Raw genomic sequence first — 14,595 nt, 5'->3', positions numbered from 1 at the left:
AGCAAGAGCAAGAGCAAGAGCAAGAGCAAGAGCAAGAGCAAGAGCAAGAGCAAGAGCAAGAGCAAGAGCAAGAGCAAGAGCAAGAGCAAGAGCAAGAGCAAAACCTGGAAATTTATCGATTGAAAATAACACAATACACCGACGCACCGAAATATAACCTGAATTCGCATACAACTTCAAACCAACACCAAATACTATTCACCAACCAAAAAGAACATCAAACCCAAGTCAAGACAACAACTCCCCCTCAACCCGATCCCTCCCCCCCTGCTTGGCCACATAAACCCCAGCATCCGCCCGCAACAACAACGCATCCGCCCCCTCCCCCGCCCGCCACCCCGCCACCCCGAAACTCGCCGTGACCCGCCCAACGCCCTCCACCGGCACACTGCGCACCCCCTGCCACAACTCCTGCGCCAGCATCCGCGCCTGCTCGGCATTGCTCCCGGGGCACAGCACCATGAACTCCTCCCCGCCCAAACGGCAGAACACATCGGTGCGCCGCAGCCGATGCGCGATCCGCTGGCACAGATTGCGCAGCACATGATCCCCGACCGCATGCCCGAACTGATCGTTGATACGCTTGAAATGGTCGATATCCAGCATGATCACCGCCAGGTCCAGACCTTCGCGCTGGGCCCGATCCAGTTCGTTGCGCAGCCGCTCCTGGAAATAGCGCCGGTTGTAGATACCGGTCAGGGCGTCGGTCACCGACAATGCGCGCAACTCTTCCTCGACCCGCTTGAGATCCGAGATATCGGTCAGGTAGCCATGCCACAGCGTGCTGCCATGCTCGCCAATTTCCGGCGTAGCCTCCCCACGCACCCAGCGCAGCCCCGCTTGCGGCAGGCACACCCGATACTCCTCGCGCCACGGCGCAAGGTGCTCGGCGGAATACCGCACCGAGCGTCGCACCCGCTCCACGTCGTCAGGGTGAATACGCTCGAAAACCGCCGAGGCATCCTCGCGCAGCACCGCCAGGTCAACCTCGTAGATGTCGTGCAAACCTTGGCTGGCATAGGGAAAACAGGAATGGCCATCGGCATCCAGGCGGTACTGGTAGATCCCGCCAGGCACCTCGGCACTGAGTTTCTCCAGCAACCGATCGCGAGCCGCCAGGGCTTCGTGCACCCGGCGCCTCTCGGTGACATCGATGCAGATCGCCAGGTAACCCACCCACAAGCCCTGCTCGTCCAGCACCGCCGTCACCAGCATGTTGGCCAGCAGATGGCTGCCGTCCTTGCGTACCAGCGTCCAGTCCGCCGGCTGCGCGCCACCCTCCTGCACCGTTTCGGCGAACATCGCCTGGCCGGCGCCGACCTCGCGGCCAAAGCGCACGCTCAAGGCATGGGCACGCTGGTGCAGCTCTTCGGGCAACACCAGGTCCTCCAGCCGCAGCTGGCCCAGCGCTTCGCCGGCCGAGTAGCCCAGCATGCGTTCGGCGCCGGCATTGAACGTGCCGATCACTCCGCGCAGGCTGGTGGCGATGATCGCGACCTGGGTCGCGGCATCGAGCACGCTGCGCAACTGGTTGTGAGTCTCGCGCAACGACTGCTCGCTGACACGCAACTCGGCGGTGCGCCGGGCCACCAGGCCCAGGGCACGCTGGCGCTGGCTGAACAGGCTGTAAAGCAGCAGCGCCAGCAATATGCTCAGCAGGCCACCCAGCAATGCCACGACTGGCACCGCAGACGACCGGTTGGCCAACAGAAAGCCCTGGCTGGGGCGAATATCGAGCTGGTAGTGATGGTCGGCCAGGTGCAGCAGGTGACTGCTGGCAAGGCCCATGCGCGCCGGCGGCATGCCCGAGTCGAACAGCACCTCGTGACCACCCTCGGTGGACAGATCGAGGATGCGCACCACCAGGTTGTCATCGGCCACGGTCGGCAGGCTCTCGGCTATCAACTGGTGCAGGCTGAGCAACGCCATCACATAACCTCGGGGCAACTCGCTCGCCGGCGCATCATCGGCGAACACCGGGGCGACCATCAGCAGGCCGCGGGTGTAGGCCGGCTCGACATTGATCATGTCCAGCGGCGCAGACACCGCCATGCTGCCAGGGCCCGAGGCCCGGGCCAGGGTCGCGGCGCGCAGCGCCTGCCCGCCAAGGTCGAAACCATAGGGCTGGGCCTGCCGGCTCGCCGCCTGGGTGTACAGGACCGGGTAGTAGTGATCGCGCATCGCTGCCGCCTGCCAACGCCCCTGGGCGTCCAGGTCGCGGATCTGGTAAGGCTGCCCCAGCAAGGCGCTGGCCTGCTGCTCGAACGCCGCGCGCTGCCCGGACGCTACCCGCGGCGCCCAGGAGTAGGCCTGGGTGCGATGCAGCAACGGGCGGGCGTAGCCATCGAACTCGTAGGGCTTGACTTCACTGGAGTAGGCGAAGAAGCGGCGCAGGCCGTCCAGGCGCTGCTCCTGCTCCTCGAAACGTTCAGCAATGCGGCTGTAGCGCTCACTGGCCAGCAGTTCGAAGCGCTGGCGCAGTTGCTGCTTGAAGAAGGTCTGCGTGGCAATGGCCAGCGCGGCCGTGAGCAGCGCCCCGGCGACCAGCGCCGCCAGGGCCACGCCCCAGGCCGACAGCTCGTCACCGAACAGGCCAAGCGGCTTCGCAGGTACGCCTGGGTTCGACATAGAGGACTCTCAGCAACGTCAGCGTCCTGCGTATTGTCCCGCCCTGTCCTGCTTTATAGCCGCTGGCCAGTGGCCACGCCATGTACCTCGTCGGCTCAGCGCAAACGCAGCTGCCAGGCGCGATGGATGCGGTTGTTGCGAGCGAAGTCAGGGTCCAGGGTCTGGGCGCTGATTTCCTCCACCGCATACCGCGTCGCCAGGTGCTCGTCGAGCTGGAACTTGCGGAAGTTGTTGGAGAAGTACAGCACACCACCCGGCGCCAGGCGCGCCATGGCCAGGTCGAGCAGTTGCACATGGTCGCGCTGCACGTCGAACACCCCTTCCATGCGCTTGGAGTTGGAGAAGGTCGGCGGGTCGATGAAGATCAGGTCGTAGCTGTCCTGGGCGTTCTCCAGCCAGGCCATGACGTCGCCCTGCTCCAGGCGGTTGCGCTCGGAGAAACCGTTGAGCGACAGGTTGCGCCGTGCCCAGTCCAGGTAGGTCTTCGACAGGTCGACGCTGGTGGTGCTGCGCGCGCCGCCCTTGGCTGCATGCACGCTGGCCGTGGCGGTGTAGCAGAACAGGTTGAGGAAGCGCTTGCCCGCCGCCTCGCGCTGGATACGCAGGCGCATCGGGCGGTGGTCGAGGAACAGGCCGGTGTCGAGGTAGTCGGTGAGGTTGACCAGCAGCTTGACGCCGCCCTCGCTGACTTCCTGGAAGCGTCCTTCGGTGGCCTGGCGTTCGTACTGGCGGGTGCCGGTCTGGCGCTCCCGGCGCTTGAGCACCACGCGCTGCGGATCGACGCCAAGGGCCTGCGGAATCGCGGTCAACGCGTCGAGCAGGCGTGCCTGGGCCTTGTCCGGGTCGATCGAGCGCGGCGCGGCATACTCCTGCACGTGCACCCAGTCGTGGTACAGGTCGACAGCCAAGGCGTACTCGGGCATGTCGGCATCGTACACGCGGTAGCAATCGACCTGCTCGCGGCGGGCCCACTTGCCCAGCTGCTTGAAGTTCTTCTGCAGGCGGTTGGCGAACATCTGCGCGCCTTCCGACAGGCGCGCCGGCTCGCTGGCCACCGGCGCCTGGCGGCGCGGCTCGCCCTCACCCGCGTCGGCCTGGGCCTGACGACGATCGCCAGTGACGAACTGGTCGGGCTGGACCTTGAACAGCAACAGCTTGCACGGCAATGCGCCGTTCCAGAAAGCGTATTGCTTGTGGCTGCGGATACCCATGCGCTTGCCCAGCTCCGGCGCGCCGGTGAACACCGCCGCGTCCCAGCCCATGCATGCCTGGCGCAGGCGCTCGCCGAGGTTCTGGTAGAGGTACAGCAGGCTGGCCTCATCGCCCAGGCGCTCGCCATAGGGTGGGTTGCTGATCACCAGGCCCTTCTGGTTCTGGTCTGGGCGCGGCTCGAAGCTGGCCACCTCTCCCTGATAGATCTTCACCCAGTCGCCCAGGCCTGCGCGCTCGACGTTGTTGCGCCCCGGCTGGATCAGCCGCGGGTCGGCCTCGTAGCCACGAATCCACAACGGTGGCTTGGCCAGGCCCACTTGGGCACGGGCCTGGGCCTCCTCGTGCAGCTTGCGCCACAGCGCCGGTACGTGCCCGAGCCAGGCCGTGAAGCCCCAGCGCTCGCGCTTGAGGTTGGGGGCGATGTCGGCGGCGATCATCGCCGCCTCGACCAGGAAGGTGCCCACACCGCACATCGGGTCAGCCAGCGCGCCGCCCTCGGCCGCAATGCGTGGCCAGCCCGAGCGGATCAGCACCGCCGCTGCCAGGTTTTCCTTCAATGGCGCCGCGCCCTGCTGCAGGCGATAGCCGCGCTGGTGCAGGCTGTGGCCGGACAGGTCGAGGGACAGGATGGCCTCGCCACGGTCCAGGCGCAGGTGTACGCGCACGTCCGGGTCGACCTTCTCCACCGACGGGCGCAGGCCTTCGCGGTTGCGCAGCTTGTCGACGATGGCGTCCTTCACCTTCAGGGCGCCGAAGTGGGTGTTGTCGATACCCGAACCATGGCCGCTGAACTCCACCGCCAACGTACCGTCGGCCGCCAGGTGATCGGCCCAATCGAGGGCGTGCACACCGTCATAGAGGTCATCGGCGTTCTTCATGGAAAAACGCTTGAGCACCAGCAGCACCCGGTTGGCCAGGCGCGACCACAGGCATAGGCGATAGGCGGTTTCCATATCGGCGTCGCCGCGAATGGCCGAGGTGTGTTCACGCACCTCGCTCAGGCCCAGTTGGCGGGCCTCCTCGGCGAGCAGGCCTTCAAGACCCTTGGGGCAGGTGAGATAAAGTTCGAAACGGTCCGACATGTGCAATCCAGAGCCTTTGGCTAGGTAGATGGCAAGCCGACGCATCGGCTGCCGCTGTTTGCCCGGGCACCTTTCCAGCAGGCGCCCGGGTGGCCTTGCGAAGCGTTCGCAAGACCTGGCCGCCCGGCAGACCAACGCCTCGCGCAGAAGCGAAAGAGGCTTTGATCGTCGGGCAGTGTGAAAATTTCGTGGACCCAGGGTTCAGATGTGACCCTTCGTCGCATTACCAATTATTACTGTCATCATCGAGCAACGCTGGCCAATTGACGTCAACGTTGACTAAACCCTGATCATAGCGGGCTCAACGGCAAACAAGGTTGAGTCGCATTTATTTACTTATCCCCTCACCCTCGGAAAGGTTACGTCCTTATGACAAATCGATCATTCACACTGTGACTCGCATTCGTTAGAACTGATCTCAGGCCGCACCGCAACGGGGCGGCACTTTCAGCCCGCGACGCCGGCAGCGGGCGCAAACCGGCAGAACGATTCTGCCCGGCCTCGGAGAGGCCGACGGGACATTACAGTCAACAAGTGAGGGCAACACCCTATGAGAAGACTTAAGCGTGATCCGTTGGAAAGAGCATATTCACGTGGCTACCAGTATGGAGTCACCGGCAAATCCCGCGAACTTTGCCCCTTCAATCTACCCTCTGTACGCCAAGCCTGGATCAACGGCTGGCGCGAAGGTCGCGGCGATAACTGGGATGGCATGACCGGCACCGCTGGCATTCATAGACTCAACGAAAATCACGCCGTTGGCTGAACGAGGACACTGAATTCGAGTCACCATGCGCGCCCTATCCGGGCGGCGGGCTGCGGCCCAGGGGCCCCTTTGAAGGGGCCCTTTTTTATGCACCTTATTTTCTCGCCATATCTTCTATACAGCGTGGGAGCGGCTCATTTCATGGTTTCGGCATCGCCGCAATCGCATCCACCGCTTCACGAATCAACGCCGGGCCTTTGTAGATAAAGCCCGAATAGATCTGCACCAGGCTAGCCCCAGCGGCGATCTTCTCAGCCGCGTGGCGCCCCTCGGTAATGCCGCCAGCGGCGATGATCGGCAGCTTACCGCCCAGCTCGCCCGCCAGCACCTTCACCGTGTGCGTGCTCTTTTGCAGTACCGGCGCACCCGACAGGCCGCCCGCCTCGCCACCGAACGGCAGGCCTTCGACACCTTCGCGGCCCAGGGTGGTATTGGTGGCGATCACCGCGTCCATGCCCGACTCGCGCAGCGCCGCAGCCACCAGCGCGGTCTCTTCGTCGCTCATGTCCGGTGCAATCTTGATCGCCAATGGCACGCGCTTGCCGTTGGCCGTGGCCAGCTGTTCACGGCGCTCGGCCAGGGCATCGAGCAGTTGCTTGAGCGAGTCGCCGAACTGCAGCGAACGCAGGCCCGGGGTATTCGGCGAGCTGACGTTGACGGTGATGTAGCTGGCGTCGTTGTAGACCTTTTCCAGGCAGATCAGGTAGTCGTCCTGGGCCCGTTCGACCGGGGTGTCGAAGTTCTTGCCGATGTTGATACCCAGTACCCCGGTGTACTTCGAGGCGCGCACACGTGCCAGCAAGTGGTCGACACCCAGGTTGTTGAAGCCCATGCGGTTGATGATGGCCGTGGCTTCAGGCAGGCGGAACAGCCGTGGCTTGGGGTTGCCCGGCTGCGGGCGTGGCGTCACGGTGCCGATCTCGACAAAGCCGAAGCCCAGCTGGGCGAAACCGTCGATGGCCGCGCCGTTCTTGTCCAGGCCAGCGGCCAGGCCGACCGGGTTGGCGAAGTTCAAGCCCATCACCGTCACCGGCAACGCCGCTGGCTGCTTGCACAGCAGACCATTGAGCCCCAGGCGGCCACCGGCGCCGATCAGGTCCAGCGAGAGGTCGTGGGAGGTTTCCGGGGAGAGCTTGAACAGCAGCTGGCGGGCCAGGGTATACATGGGCGGGCGGACTCGCGGTGTGTGAGGGGGCGATTATAGCCAGCGCGCCGCCGGGGCGACAGGGCCATGGCACATGGGTTGCTATGTCTGTTGCATGCCGCTCTATTGCGAACGCTCGAGGAACTCCGTGAACACAGCCCTCCCGACAACGCCCCTGGCCTGGGTCAACGGCAGCGACGCGCCGGAAAAACCCAGCCTGGACATCGGTTTCATGGCCCTCACCGACTGCGCCTCGGTGGTGGTCGCCGCCACCCAGGGCTTCGCCCAGCCATTCGGCCTGACGTTAAACCTGCGCCGCCAGGCCTCTTGGGCCGGGCTGCGCGACAAGCTGGTCAGCGGCGAGCTCGACGCCGCCCACTGCCTGTATGGGCTGGTATACGCCGTGCACCTCGGTATCGGCGGCGTGCCCGCCAGCCCCCTGGCCGTGCTTATGGGCCTGAACCAGAACGCCCAGGCCATCAACCTCTCCGCCGCACTGCAGCGCAAGGGCGTGACCAACCCCGAGGCACTGGCGCGGCTGGTGCACCAGCAAGGCGCACGACTCACCTTCGCCCAGACCTTTCCCACCGGCACCCATGCCCTGTGGTTGTACTACTGGCTGGCCAGCCAGGGGATTCACCCATTGCGTGACGTCAGCAGCGTGGTGGTGCCCCCGGCGCAGATGACCGCCCACCTGCAGGCCGGACGTATCGACGGCTTCTGCGTCGGCGAACCCTGGTCGGCGGACGCGCTCGCCAAGGGCCAGGGCTTCACCCTGGCCACCAGCCAGTCGATCTGGCCCGATCACCCGGAAAAGGTCCTGGCCTGCGCCCGGGGTTTCGTCGAACAGTACCCCAACAGCGCCCGCGCACTGATCCAGTCGGTACTCGCCGCCGCGCGCTTCATCGAGCAGAGCCAGGAGAACCGCCGCAGCACCGCGCAACTGCTCAGCGGCAGCGCCTACCTTGACACCCCCGTCGACAGCATCGAGCCGCGCCTGCTCGGCGACTATCAGGATGGCCTCGGTCACCGCTGGCACGACCCCCATGCCCTGCGCCTGTTCGACCAGGGCCGGGCCAACCTGCCCTACCTGTCCGACGGCATGTGGTTCATGACCCAGTTCCGCCGCTGGGGCCTGCTGCGTGACGACCCGGACTACCTCGGGGTCGCCCGCCAGGTGCAACAGCTGGCCCTTTACCGCGAGGCCGCCTCAGCACTGGGCGTGCCCTGCGCCGACCTACCCATGCGCAGCAGCCTGCTGCTCGACGGCCGCCGCTGGGACGGCAGCGACCCCCATGGCTATGCGCGCAGCTTCCCCCTACACGCCCTGGACGCGGCGCCTGATGCCCGCGCCAGTCATTGAGGGGACGAGCATGCTGCGTATCCTGCTGATCGACGACACCGAAAAGAAAGTCGGTCGTCTCAAGGCGGCCCTGATCGAGGCCGGCTTCGAAGTGATCGAGGCCGGCAACCTGAGCATCGACCTGCCCGCCTGTGTCGAAACGGTGCACCCGGACGTGGTGCTGATCGATACCGAGTCACCTGGCCGGGATGTGATGGAACAGGTGGTGCTGGTCAGCCGCGATCGCCCCCGCCCGATCGTGCTATTCACCGACGAGCATGACCCCGACGTGATGCGCCAGGCGATCCAGGCTGGAGTCAGCGCCTATATCGTCGAGGGTATCCAGGCCACGCGCCTGCAGCCGATCCTCGACGTGGCCATGGCCCGTTTCGAAAGCGACCAGGCATTGAAGGCGCAATTGCTGGCCCGCGACCAGCAACTGGCCGAGCGCAAGCGCATCGAAAAAGCCAAGGGGCTGCTGATGAAAATGAAGGACTGCAACGAGGAAGCGGCCTACACCCTGATGCGCCGCCAGGCCATGAGCCGCCAGCAGAAGCTGATCCAGGTGGCGGAGCAGATCATCGCCATGTCGGAGATGCTGGGCTAGTTGCAATGACCCGCAGACCTTGGCCCGTCTCTTGCTCATGGAACCCCAGGTAGCCAACGGCGGTTGCCCCCCAGACCCCGACAAAGACGTCGCTCCCCAGCCACTCATCCGTGGACCGGGCAGCGGCGTCTTTTCGTTTCCGCCCTGTGTTGTGCGCCCCACGAGGTGTCAGATGAATACGAGCTTCTGGAAATCCGGGCATGTGCCCACCCTGTTCGCCGCCTTCCTGTATTTCGACCTGAGTTTCATGGTCTGGTACCTGCTCGGCCCGATGGCGGTGCAGATTGCCGCCGACCTGCAACTGACCGCACAGCAACGCGGCCTGATGGTGGCCACGCCGATCCTGGCCGGCGCGCTGCTGCGCTTTGCCATGGGCGTGCTGGTCGATCGCCTGTCGCCCAAGACCGCCGGGCTGATCGGCCAGGTGGTGGTGATCGTCGCCCTGGCCTGTGCCTGGCAGCTGGGCGTGCGCAGCTACGAACAAGCCTTGCTGCTGGGTGTGTTCCTTGGCTTTGCCGGGGCCTCGTTCGCCGTGTCTCTGCCGCTGGCCTCGCAGTGGTACCCGCCGCAGCACCAGGGCAAGGCCATGGGCATCGCCGGTGCCGGCAACTCCGGCACGGTGTTCGCCGCGCTGCTGGCGCCAGCGCTGGCCGCCGCCTTCGGCTGGAACAATGTGTTCGGCTTTGCCCTGCTGCCGCTGCTGCTGACCCTGGTGCTGTTCGCCTGGCTGGCCCGCAATGCCCCGCAACGGCCCAAGCCCAAGGCCATGGCCGACTACCTCAAGGCCCTCGGCGACCGCGACAGCTGGTGGTTCATGTTCTTCTACAGTGTCACCTTCGGCGGCTTCATCGGCCTGGCCAGCGCCCTGCCCGGCTATTTCAGCGACCAGTACGGCCTGAGCCCGGTGACCGCCGGCTACTACACCGCCGCCTGTGTGTTCGCCGGCAGCCTCATGCGCCCGCTCGGCGGCGCCCTGGCCGATCGCTTCGGCGGCATCCGCACCCTGCTGGCGATGTACAGCGTGGCCGCCGTGTGCATCGCGGCAGTAGGCTTCAACCTGCCCAGCGCGGCGGCGGCCCTGGCGCTGTTCGTCAGCGCCATGCTCGGGCTCGGTGCGGGCAATGGCGCGGTGTTCCAACTGGTGCCGCAGCGCTTCCGCCAGGAGATCGGCGTGATGACCGGGCTGATCGGCATGGCCGGCGGTATCGGCGGTTTCCTGCTCGCTGCGGGCCTTGGCACCATCAAGCAGCACACCGGCGACTACCAGCTCGGCCTGTGGCTGTTCGCCAGCCTCGGCCTGCTGGCCTGGTTCGGCCTGCATGGCGTCAAGCAGCGCTGGCGCACCACCTGGGGCTCGGCCGCAGTCACCGCGGCGCGGGTCTGAGGCGCCGCCATGAGCCTGCTACTGAGCTTCGCCCAGGCCAGCGCCACAGGCCCGCGCACGGATAACCAGGATGCCCTGCGCCTGGTCACCCCTGCAGCCGAGCTGGCGGCCAGCAAGGGCTACCTGTGCGCGCTGGCCGACGGCGTCAGCCAATGCGCCGACGGCGGCCTGGCAGCGCGCGCCAGCTTGCAGGCCCTGGCCCTGGACTACTACGCCACGCCCGCCACCTGGAGCGTGGCCCAGGCCCTGGACCGTCTGCTGATGGCGCAAAACCGCTGGCTGCGCGCCCAAGGCAACGGCCAGCCGCTGCTCACCACCCTCAGCGCCCTGGTGCTGCGCGGGCGACGCTTCACCCTCGCCCACGTCGGCGACTGCCGGGTGTACCGCTGGCAGGACGACCAACTGCAATGCCTGAGTGAAGACCATGTGTGGGACCAGCCCGGCATGCAGCACGTGCTCAAGCGCGCGCTGGGGCTGGACCAGCAGTTGTTGGTGGACTATCTGGAGGGCGATCTGCACGAAGGCGAGTGCTTCGTGCTACTCAGCGACGGCGTGTGGGCCAGCCTGGGCGATGCGCATATCCAGTCGATCCTGCGCGAACACCGCGACCTGCAGGAAGCCGCCGATACCCTCGTGGCCAGCGCCCACCACTGCGGCAGCCAGGACAATGCCAGCGCCTTGCTGGTACGAGTCGACCAGCTGGGCGCGAGCAACCTGGGCGACACCCTGGCGCAGCTCAAGCAGTGGCCGCTGCCAGCCGCTTTGCGTGAAGGCCAGATGATCGATGGCTGGCAGGTCGACGGTTTGCTGGCCCAGAGCAGGCAAGCGCTGCTCTACCGCACCCGTGATCCGCAAGGCCGGCCCTGGTTGCTCAAGACCCTGCCCCCGGCCCGCGATAACGAGCCCGGGGCCGCCCAGACCTTGCTCATGGAAGAGTGGTTCCTGCGCCGGGTCGCCGGCCGCCACTTCCCCGAAGTGCACCCGGCCAGCCAGCGCCAGCACCTGTACTACCTGATGCGCGAATACCCGGGCACGACCCTCGCCAACCTGCTCGTGGCGGGCGGCCCGCTGCCCCTGGCGCAATGGCTGGAAATGACGCGCCAGCTGCTGCAGGCTGTCGGCGCGCTGCACCGGCGCAACCTGCTGCACCGTGACATCAAGCCGGAAAACCTTCACTTGGGCGAAGATGGCCAGTTGCGCCTGCTGGACTTCGGACTGGCGTACTGTCCGGGGCTTTCCGAGGACCCGCCCCGCGCCTTGCCAGGCACGCCTTCGTTCCTTGCCCCGGAAGCCTACGACGGCCTGCCCCCTGCGCCGCGTCAGGACCTCTATGCCGCGGGCGTGACGCTTTACCAGCTGCTTACCGGCCACTACCCCTACGGCGAAGTCGAGGCGTTCCAACGGCCACGCTTCGGTACGCCAGTAAACCCGGCGCGCTACCGCCCGGATGTGCCGGAGTGGTTGCAGCACAACCTGTTGCAGGCGGTGGCGGCAGATCCAGCGCAGCGCTTCGAGACCGCCGAACAGTGGTTGCTGTTGCTGGAGCGGGGGGATCGCCAGGAACTGGACGAGCGACCACGACCACTGCTGGAGCGTGAGCCACTTAAGGTATGGCGCACGATTGGGCTGCTGTCGCTGCTGTTGAACATGGTGCTGTTGCTGGTTCTGCTCAAGCACTGAGCACGCGGCCATCCACGCCCCATCGCCCCCAAAAAATCGCGGACAAAGAAAAACCCGGCCAAGGCCGGGTTTTTCGTGAAGCGTCAAACCAATTACTTGGCCTGGGCTTCTACCTGAGCTTCTACGCGACGGTTGACGGCGCGGCCAGCTTCGGTGGCGTTGTCGGCGACCGGACGGGTCTCACCGTAGCCAACCGAGTCAACACGGCTCGATTCAACACCGTACTGCTGGGTCAGGACCTGCTTGACAGCGCTGGCACGACGCTCGGACAGCTTCTGGTTGTAAGCGTCTGGGCCGACGGAGTCAGTGTGACCTTCCACGGTGGTGGTGGTCTGTGGGTACTGCTTCATGAAGTCAGCCAGGTTCTTGATGTCGCCGTAGCTGTTTGGCTTGACGACCGACTTGTCGAAGTCGAACTTGACGTCCAGCTCAACGCGAACGACTTCGGCAACAGCCGGGCAGCCATCAGCGTCAACGGTAACGTTGGCTGGGGTGTCAGGGCACTTGTCGACGTTGTCGCAGACGCCATCGTTGTCGCTGTCGGAGCAGACTTCGGCAACTGGAGCAGGCGCAGGAGCGGCTTTCTGGCCACCGCTGCCACCGAAGTTCAGACCCAGACCAACGGTCGGGCCCCACTCGGTGTTGCCGTTGTCGATGTTGTACATGGCTTCGACGCCGGCACGGGCGAAGAACATGTCGGTGATGTACCACTTGGCGCCAGCGCCAACGTTGGCGAAGGTGGAGTGGTCACGGCCGCTACGAGTGGCCTGGCCCAGGCTCTCGTGAGCGAAACCGGCGGAAACGTACGGACGCAGTGCATCGCCTACGGTACCGAAGTGGTAGGTAGCGTCGAGCTTGGTCTTGGAGCCTTTGATGTCTTTGTTGAAGACTTCACCACGAGCGTTGTGGGTCTCGTTGTAGCCCAGGTCCAGGGAGACGTCGTCGGTCAGGAAGTAACCGAGGCGAACACCTGGATTGGTGCCGGTGTTCTTGAAGTTACGTTCGCTGTCGTAGAACTGCTTGGTAACGTTACCTTCGATTTCGACTGCGCCTTGGCCTTGAGCCAGAGCGCCGAGCGAAGTCACGGCTACGAGAGAGCCAATGGCCAAGCCCAAGGTGTTTTTCAATTTCATCCGTTAAATCCCCATCTGGTGATAGTTAAGCAGTCCCACCAACATCCGGGGGACAACTCGACGGCAAGTCTAGCAGAACTTGCCGGTTGGTTAGAGGTATTTGCAGGCCACTAAGTTTCAGCCACGCCTGCAAATTTCTCTCTAAGCTTGTCGAGCGCACGCTTGTAGCGCATTTTCGTGGCGCTCAGGCCCATGTGCATGATGTCGGCGATTTCCTGGAATTCCAGCTCCGCGACAAATCGCAGCACCAGGATTTCCCGGTCGATCGGGTTCACATGTACCAGCCATTTATCCAGCCCGCCTTTTTCTTCCGGCTTTGGTGCCTTGTCCTCGGACGCCTCTTCGACAGGGTCCAGGCTCAGCGCATCCATCAGCCGGCGTTTGCGACGCTCCTTGCGGTACTGGGTGATGCATTCGTTGTAGGTGATGCTGTAGAGCCAGGTCTTGAACTTGGACTTGCCCTCGAAGTTCTTCAACCCGTAGAGCACCTTGAGCATCACCTCCTGACAGACATCGTCGGCATCCCGATCGTTCCCCAGGTAGCGCGCACAGACGTTGAACAGCGTGCGCTGGTAGCGCCGCATGAGCTCCTCATAGGCGCGGGTGACGTGAAACAGCTCCTCATGCGAACGCGCCACCAACTCCTCGTCGGTGAGCTCGCGGGGGTCATAACGCATGGGCGGCGAATGAACTTTATTCAAAACGGATCTGGCCGACAGTCAGGTCAATGTCGCCGCTCGGCCCCGTGGGCCGATTTTTGCGGCGGCATACATTAACAGCTTTTGTGCGGTTAGCGGCTATTCACGCGCTGCTCGAGGAGCTCGCGATTAGACAACGACACCAATTCGCCATCATCGGTCAGCAGGGTCGTCTTGACCGTGCCGATCTCCTCGATGTGCCCTTCGACCTCGCCAATGCGCACGTGCTGGCCGACCTGAAAGAGCTCACGCACATAGATGCCGGCCAGGATCTGCCCGGCAATTTCACGGCTGCCCAGGCCCATCGCCAGGGCAATTGCCAGACCAACGGTAATCAGCCCGATGACGATCACGTGGTTGAGCAGGTCGGTCTTGACCTCCAGCTGGCTGATGGCCACCGAAATACTGATGATGATTACCAGGCCCTGGACGATACGCCCGACGCCAGCGGCGTATTCCAGGCCAATGCCCTCGGCGGCGCCACGCACAAGGCCGTTGGCCAGTTGCGCCAACAGCACGCCGGCCAGCATCACCAGCGCCGCGCCGAACACCTTGGGCAGGTACAGCGCCAGCATGTCCAGGGTCGCCGAGACCCGCTCCAGGCCCAGCGATTCAGCCGCCGAAACCAGGAAGATCAACAGCACGAACCAATAGACGATCTTGCCGATCAGCGTCGAAATCGGTACCTGGATACCAATCCGGGCGAGCATCTTGGTCAGGCCGGTACCGCTCATCAGGCGGTCCAGGCCGAACTTGGCCAGTACCTTCGACAGCAAGGTGTCGAGCAGCTTGGCCACGACGAAACCGAGCAGCACCACGACCAGCGCGCCGAACAGGTTGGGGATGAAGTTCGCCACCTTGGTCCAAAGGGCAGTCATGGCGGTGACCAGGCTCTGGGTCCAGAGATCGAGTTCCATAT

The 14,595-nt window shown here is 64.7% G+C and carries 11 protein-coding genes; 5 read left to right on the top strand and 6 right to left on the bottom strand.

What is annotated here, in order from left to right:
* Positions 1-228: 228 nt before the first annotated feature.
* Both DFS21_RS26015 and rlmKL read right to left on the bottom strand, forming a co-directional pair.
* Entirely contained in the window at positions 229-2,628 is a 2,400-nt protein-coding gene (locus tag DFS21_RS26015) for a diguanylate cyclase (protein WP_111533441.1), read from the bottom strand.
* Between the two features lie 95 nt (positions 2,629-2,723).
* Entirely contained in the window at positions 2,724-4,922 is a 2,199-nt protein-coding gene (gene rlmKL / locus DFS21_RS26010; RefSeq protein WP_110704507.1) for a bifunctional 23S rRNA (guanine(2069)-N(7))-methyltransferase RlmK/23S rRNA (guanine(2445)-N(2))-methyltransferase RlmL, read from the bottom strand.
* Between the two features lie 550 nt (positions 4,923-5,472).
* On the opposite strand from rlmKL, the gene rmf reads away from it, so the two are divergent.
* Positions 5,473-5,688 carry a ribosome modulation factor gene (gene rmf, locus DFS21_RS26005; protein ID WP_003248687.1) on the top strand — a complete coding sequence of 72 codons (216 nt, stop codon included), beginning with the start codon at positions 5,473-5,475 and terminating at the stop codon, positions 5,686-5,688.
* Between the two features lie 139 nt (positions 5,689-5,827).
* Here rmf and DFS21_RS26000 read toward each other — a convergent pair whose 3' ends face one another.
* Positions 5,828-6,853 (bottom strand): quinone-dependent dihydroorotate dehydrogenase, encoded by a 1,026-nt coding sequence (locus DFS21_RS26000; protein ID WP_102682737.1) that lies wholly within the window; start codon positions 6,851-6,853, stop codon positions 5,828-5,830.
* 94 nt (positions 6,854-6,947) lie between these two features.
* Here DFS21_RS26000 and DFS21_RS25995 point away from each other — a divergent pair, with 94 nt between their 5' ends.
* The 4 genes from DFS21_RS25995 to DFS21_RS25980 all read left to right on the top strand — a co-directional run bounded on the left by DFS21_RS25995 (position 6,948) and on the right by DFS21_RS25980 (position 11,845).
* Complete coding sequence (locus DFS21_RS25995) at positions 6,948-8,195, top strand: CmpA/NrtA family ABC transporter substrate-binding protein (protein ID WP_111533440.1); 1,248 nt, start codon at positions 6,948-6,950, stop codon at positions 8,193-8,195.
* Positions 8,196-8,205: 10 nt separating this feature from the next.
* Positions 8,206-8,781: an ANTAR domain-containing response regulator gene (locus DFS21_RS25990; RefSeq protein WP_111533439.1), complete on the top strand. Its 576-nt coding sequence runs from the start codon at positions 8,206-8,208 to the stop codon at positions 8,779-8,781.
* 172 nt (positions 8,782-8,953) lie between these two features.
* Entirely contained in the window at positions 8,954-10,165 is a 1,212-nt protein-coding gene (locus tag DFS21_RS25985) for a NarK/NasA family nitrate transporter (protein WP_110704511.1), read from the top strand.
* A gap of 9 nt (positions 10,166-10,174) precedes the next feature.
* Positions 10,175-11,845 carry a bifunctional protein-serine/threonine kinase/phosphatase gene (locus DFS21_RS25980; RefSeq protein ID WP_110704513.1) on the top strand — a complete coding sequence of 557 codons (1,671 nt, stop codon included), beginning with the start codon at positions 10,175-10,177 and terminating at the stop codon, positions 11,843-11,845.
* Positions 11,846-11,937: 92 nt separating this feature from the next.
* Here the strand turns inward: DFS21_RS25980 and DFS21_RS25975 are convergent, their stop codons facing one another.
* The 3 genes from DFS21_RS25975 to DFS21_RS25965 form a co-directional block, all read right to left on the bottom strand.
* Positions 11,938-12,978: an OmpA family protein gene (locus DFS21_RS25975; protein WP_046854751.1), complete on the bottom strand. Its 1,041-nt coding sequence runs from the start codon at positions 12,976-12,978 to the stop codon at positions 11,938-11,940.
* A gap of 110 nt (positions 12,979-13,088) precedes the next feature.
* Positions 13,089-13,655, bottom strand: a complete 567-nt coding sequence (sigX, locus tag DFS21_RS25970; RefSeq protein ID WP_046854750.1) for an RNA polymerase sigma factor SigX — start codon at positions 13,653-13,655, stop codon at positions 13,089-13,091.
* A gap of 113 nt (positions 13,656-13,768) precedes the next feature.
* Complete coding sequence (locus DFS21_RS25965; protein WP_110704515.1) at positions 13,769-14,593, bottom strand: mechanosensitive ion channel domain-containing protein; 825 nt, start codon at positions 14,591-14,593, stop codon at positions 13,769-13,771.
* Positions 14,594-14,595: the final 2 nt, after the last annotated feature.

Source organism: Pseudomonas sp. 2848 (assembly GCF_003253945.1).
In the GTDB taxonomy this organism is placed as follows: domain Bacteria; phylum Pseudomonadota; class Gammaproteobacteria; order Pseudomonadales; family Pseudomonadaceae; genus Aquipseudomonas.
The sequence above is the reverse complement of the archived record's forward strand: the minus strand, read 5'-3'. Positions and strand labels throughout refer to the sequence as shown.

Bases quoted from the DNA above. Each gene is read 5' to 3' on its own strand.
- DFS21_RS25965 (WP_110704515.1), bottom strand. From the start codon at position 14,593: ATGGAACTCGATCTCTGGACCCAGAGCCTGGTCACCGCCATGACTGCC.
- DFS21_RS25975 (WP_046854751.1), bottom strand. From the start codon at position 12,978: ATGAAATTGAAAAACACCTTGGGCTTGGCCATTGGCTCTCTCGTAGCC.
- rmf (WP_003248687.1), top strand. From the start codon at position 5,473: ATGAGAAGACTTAAGCGTGATCCGTTGGAAAGAGCATATTCACGTGGC.
- DFS21_RS25990 (WP_111533439.1), top strand. From the start codon at position 8,206: ATGCTGCGTATCCTGCTGATCGACGACACCGAAAAGAAAGTCGGTCGT.
- DFS21_RS25995 (WP_111533440.1), top strand. From the start codon at position 6,948: ATGCCGCTCTATTGCGAACGCTCGAGGAACTCCGTGAACACAGCCCTC.
- rlmKL (WP_110704507.1), bottom strand. From the start codon at position 4,922: ATGTCGGACCGTTTCGAACTTTATCTCACCTGCCCCAAGGGTCTTGAA.
- DFS21_RS26000 (WP_102682737.1), bottom strand. From the start codon at position 6,853: ATGTATACCCTGGCCCGCCAGCTGCTGTTCAAGCTCTCCCCGGAAACC.
- sigX (WP_046854750.1), bottom strand. From the start codon at position 13,655: ATGCGTTATGACCCCCGCGAGCTCACCGACGAGGAGTTGGTGGCGCGT.
- DFS21_RS26015 (WP_111533441.1), bottom strand. From the start codon at position 2,628: ATGTCGAACCCAGGCGTACCTGCGAAGCCGCTTGGCCTGTTCGGTGAC.
- DFS21_RS25985 (WP_110704511.1), top strand. From the start codon at position 8,954: ATGAATACGAGCTTCTGGAAATCCGGGCATGTGCCCACCCTGTTCGCC.
- DFS21_RS25980 (WP_110704513.1), top strand. From the start codon at position 10,175: ATGAGCCTGCTACTGAGCTTCGCCCAGGCCAGCGCCACAGGCCCGCGC.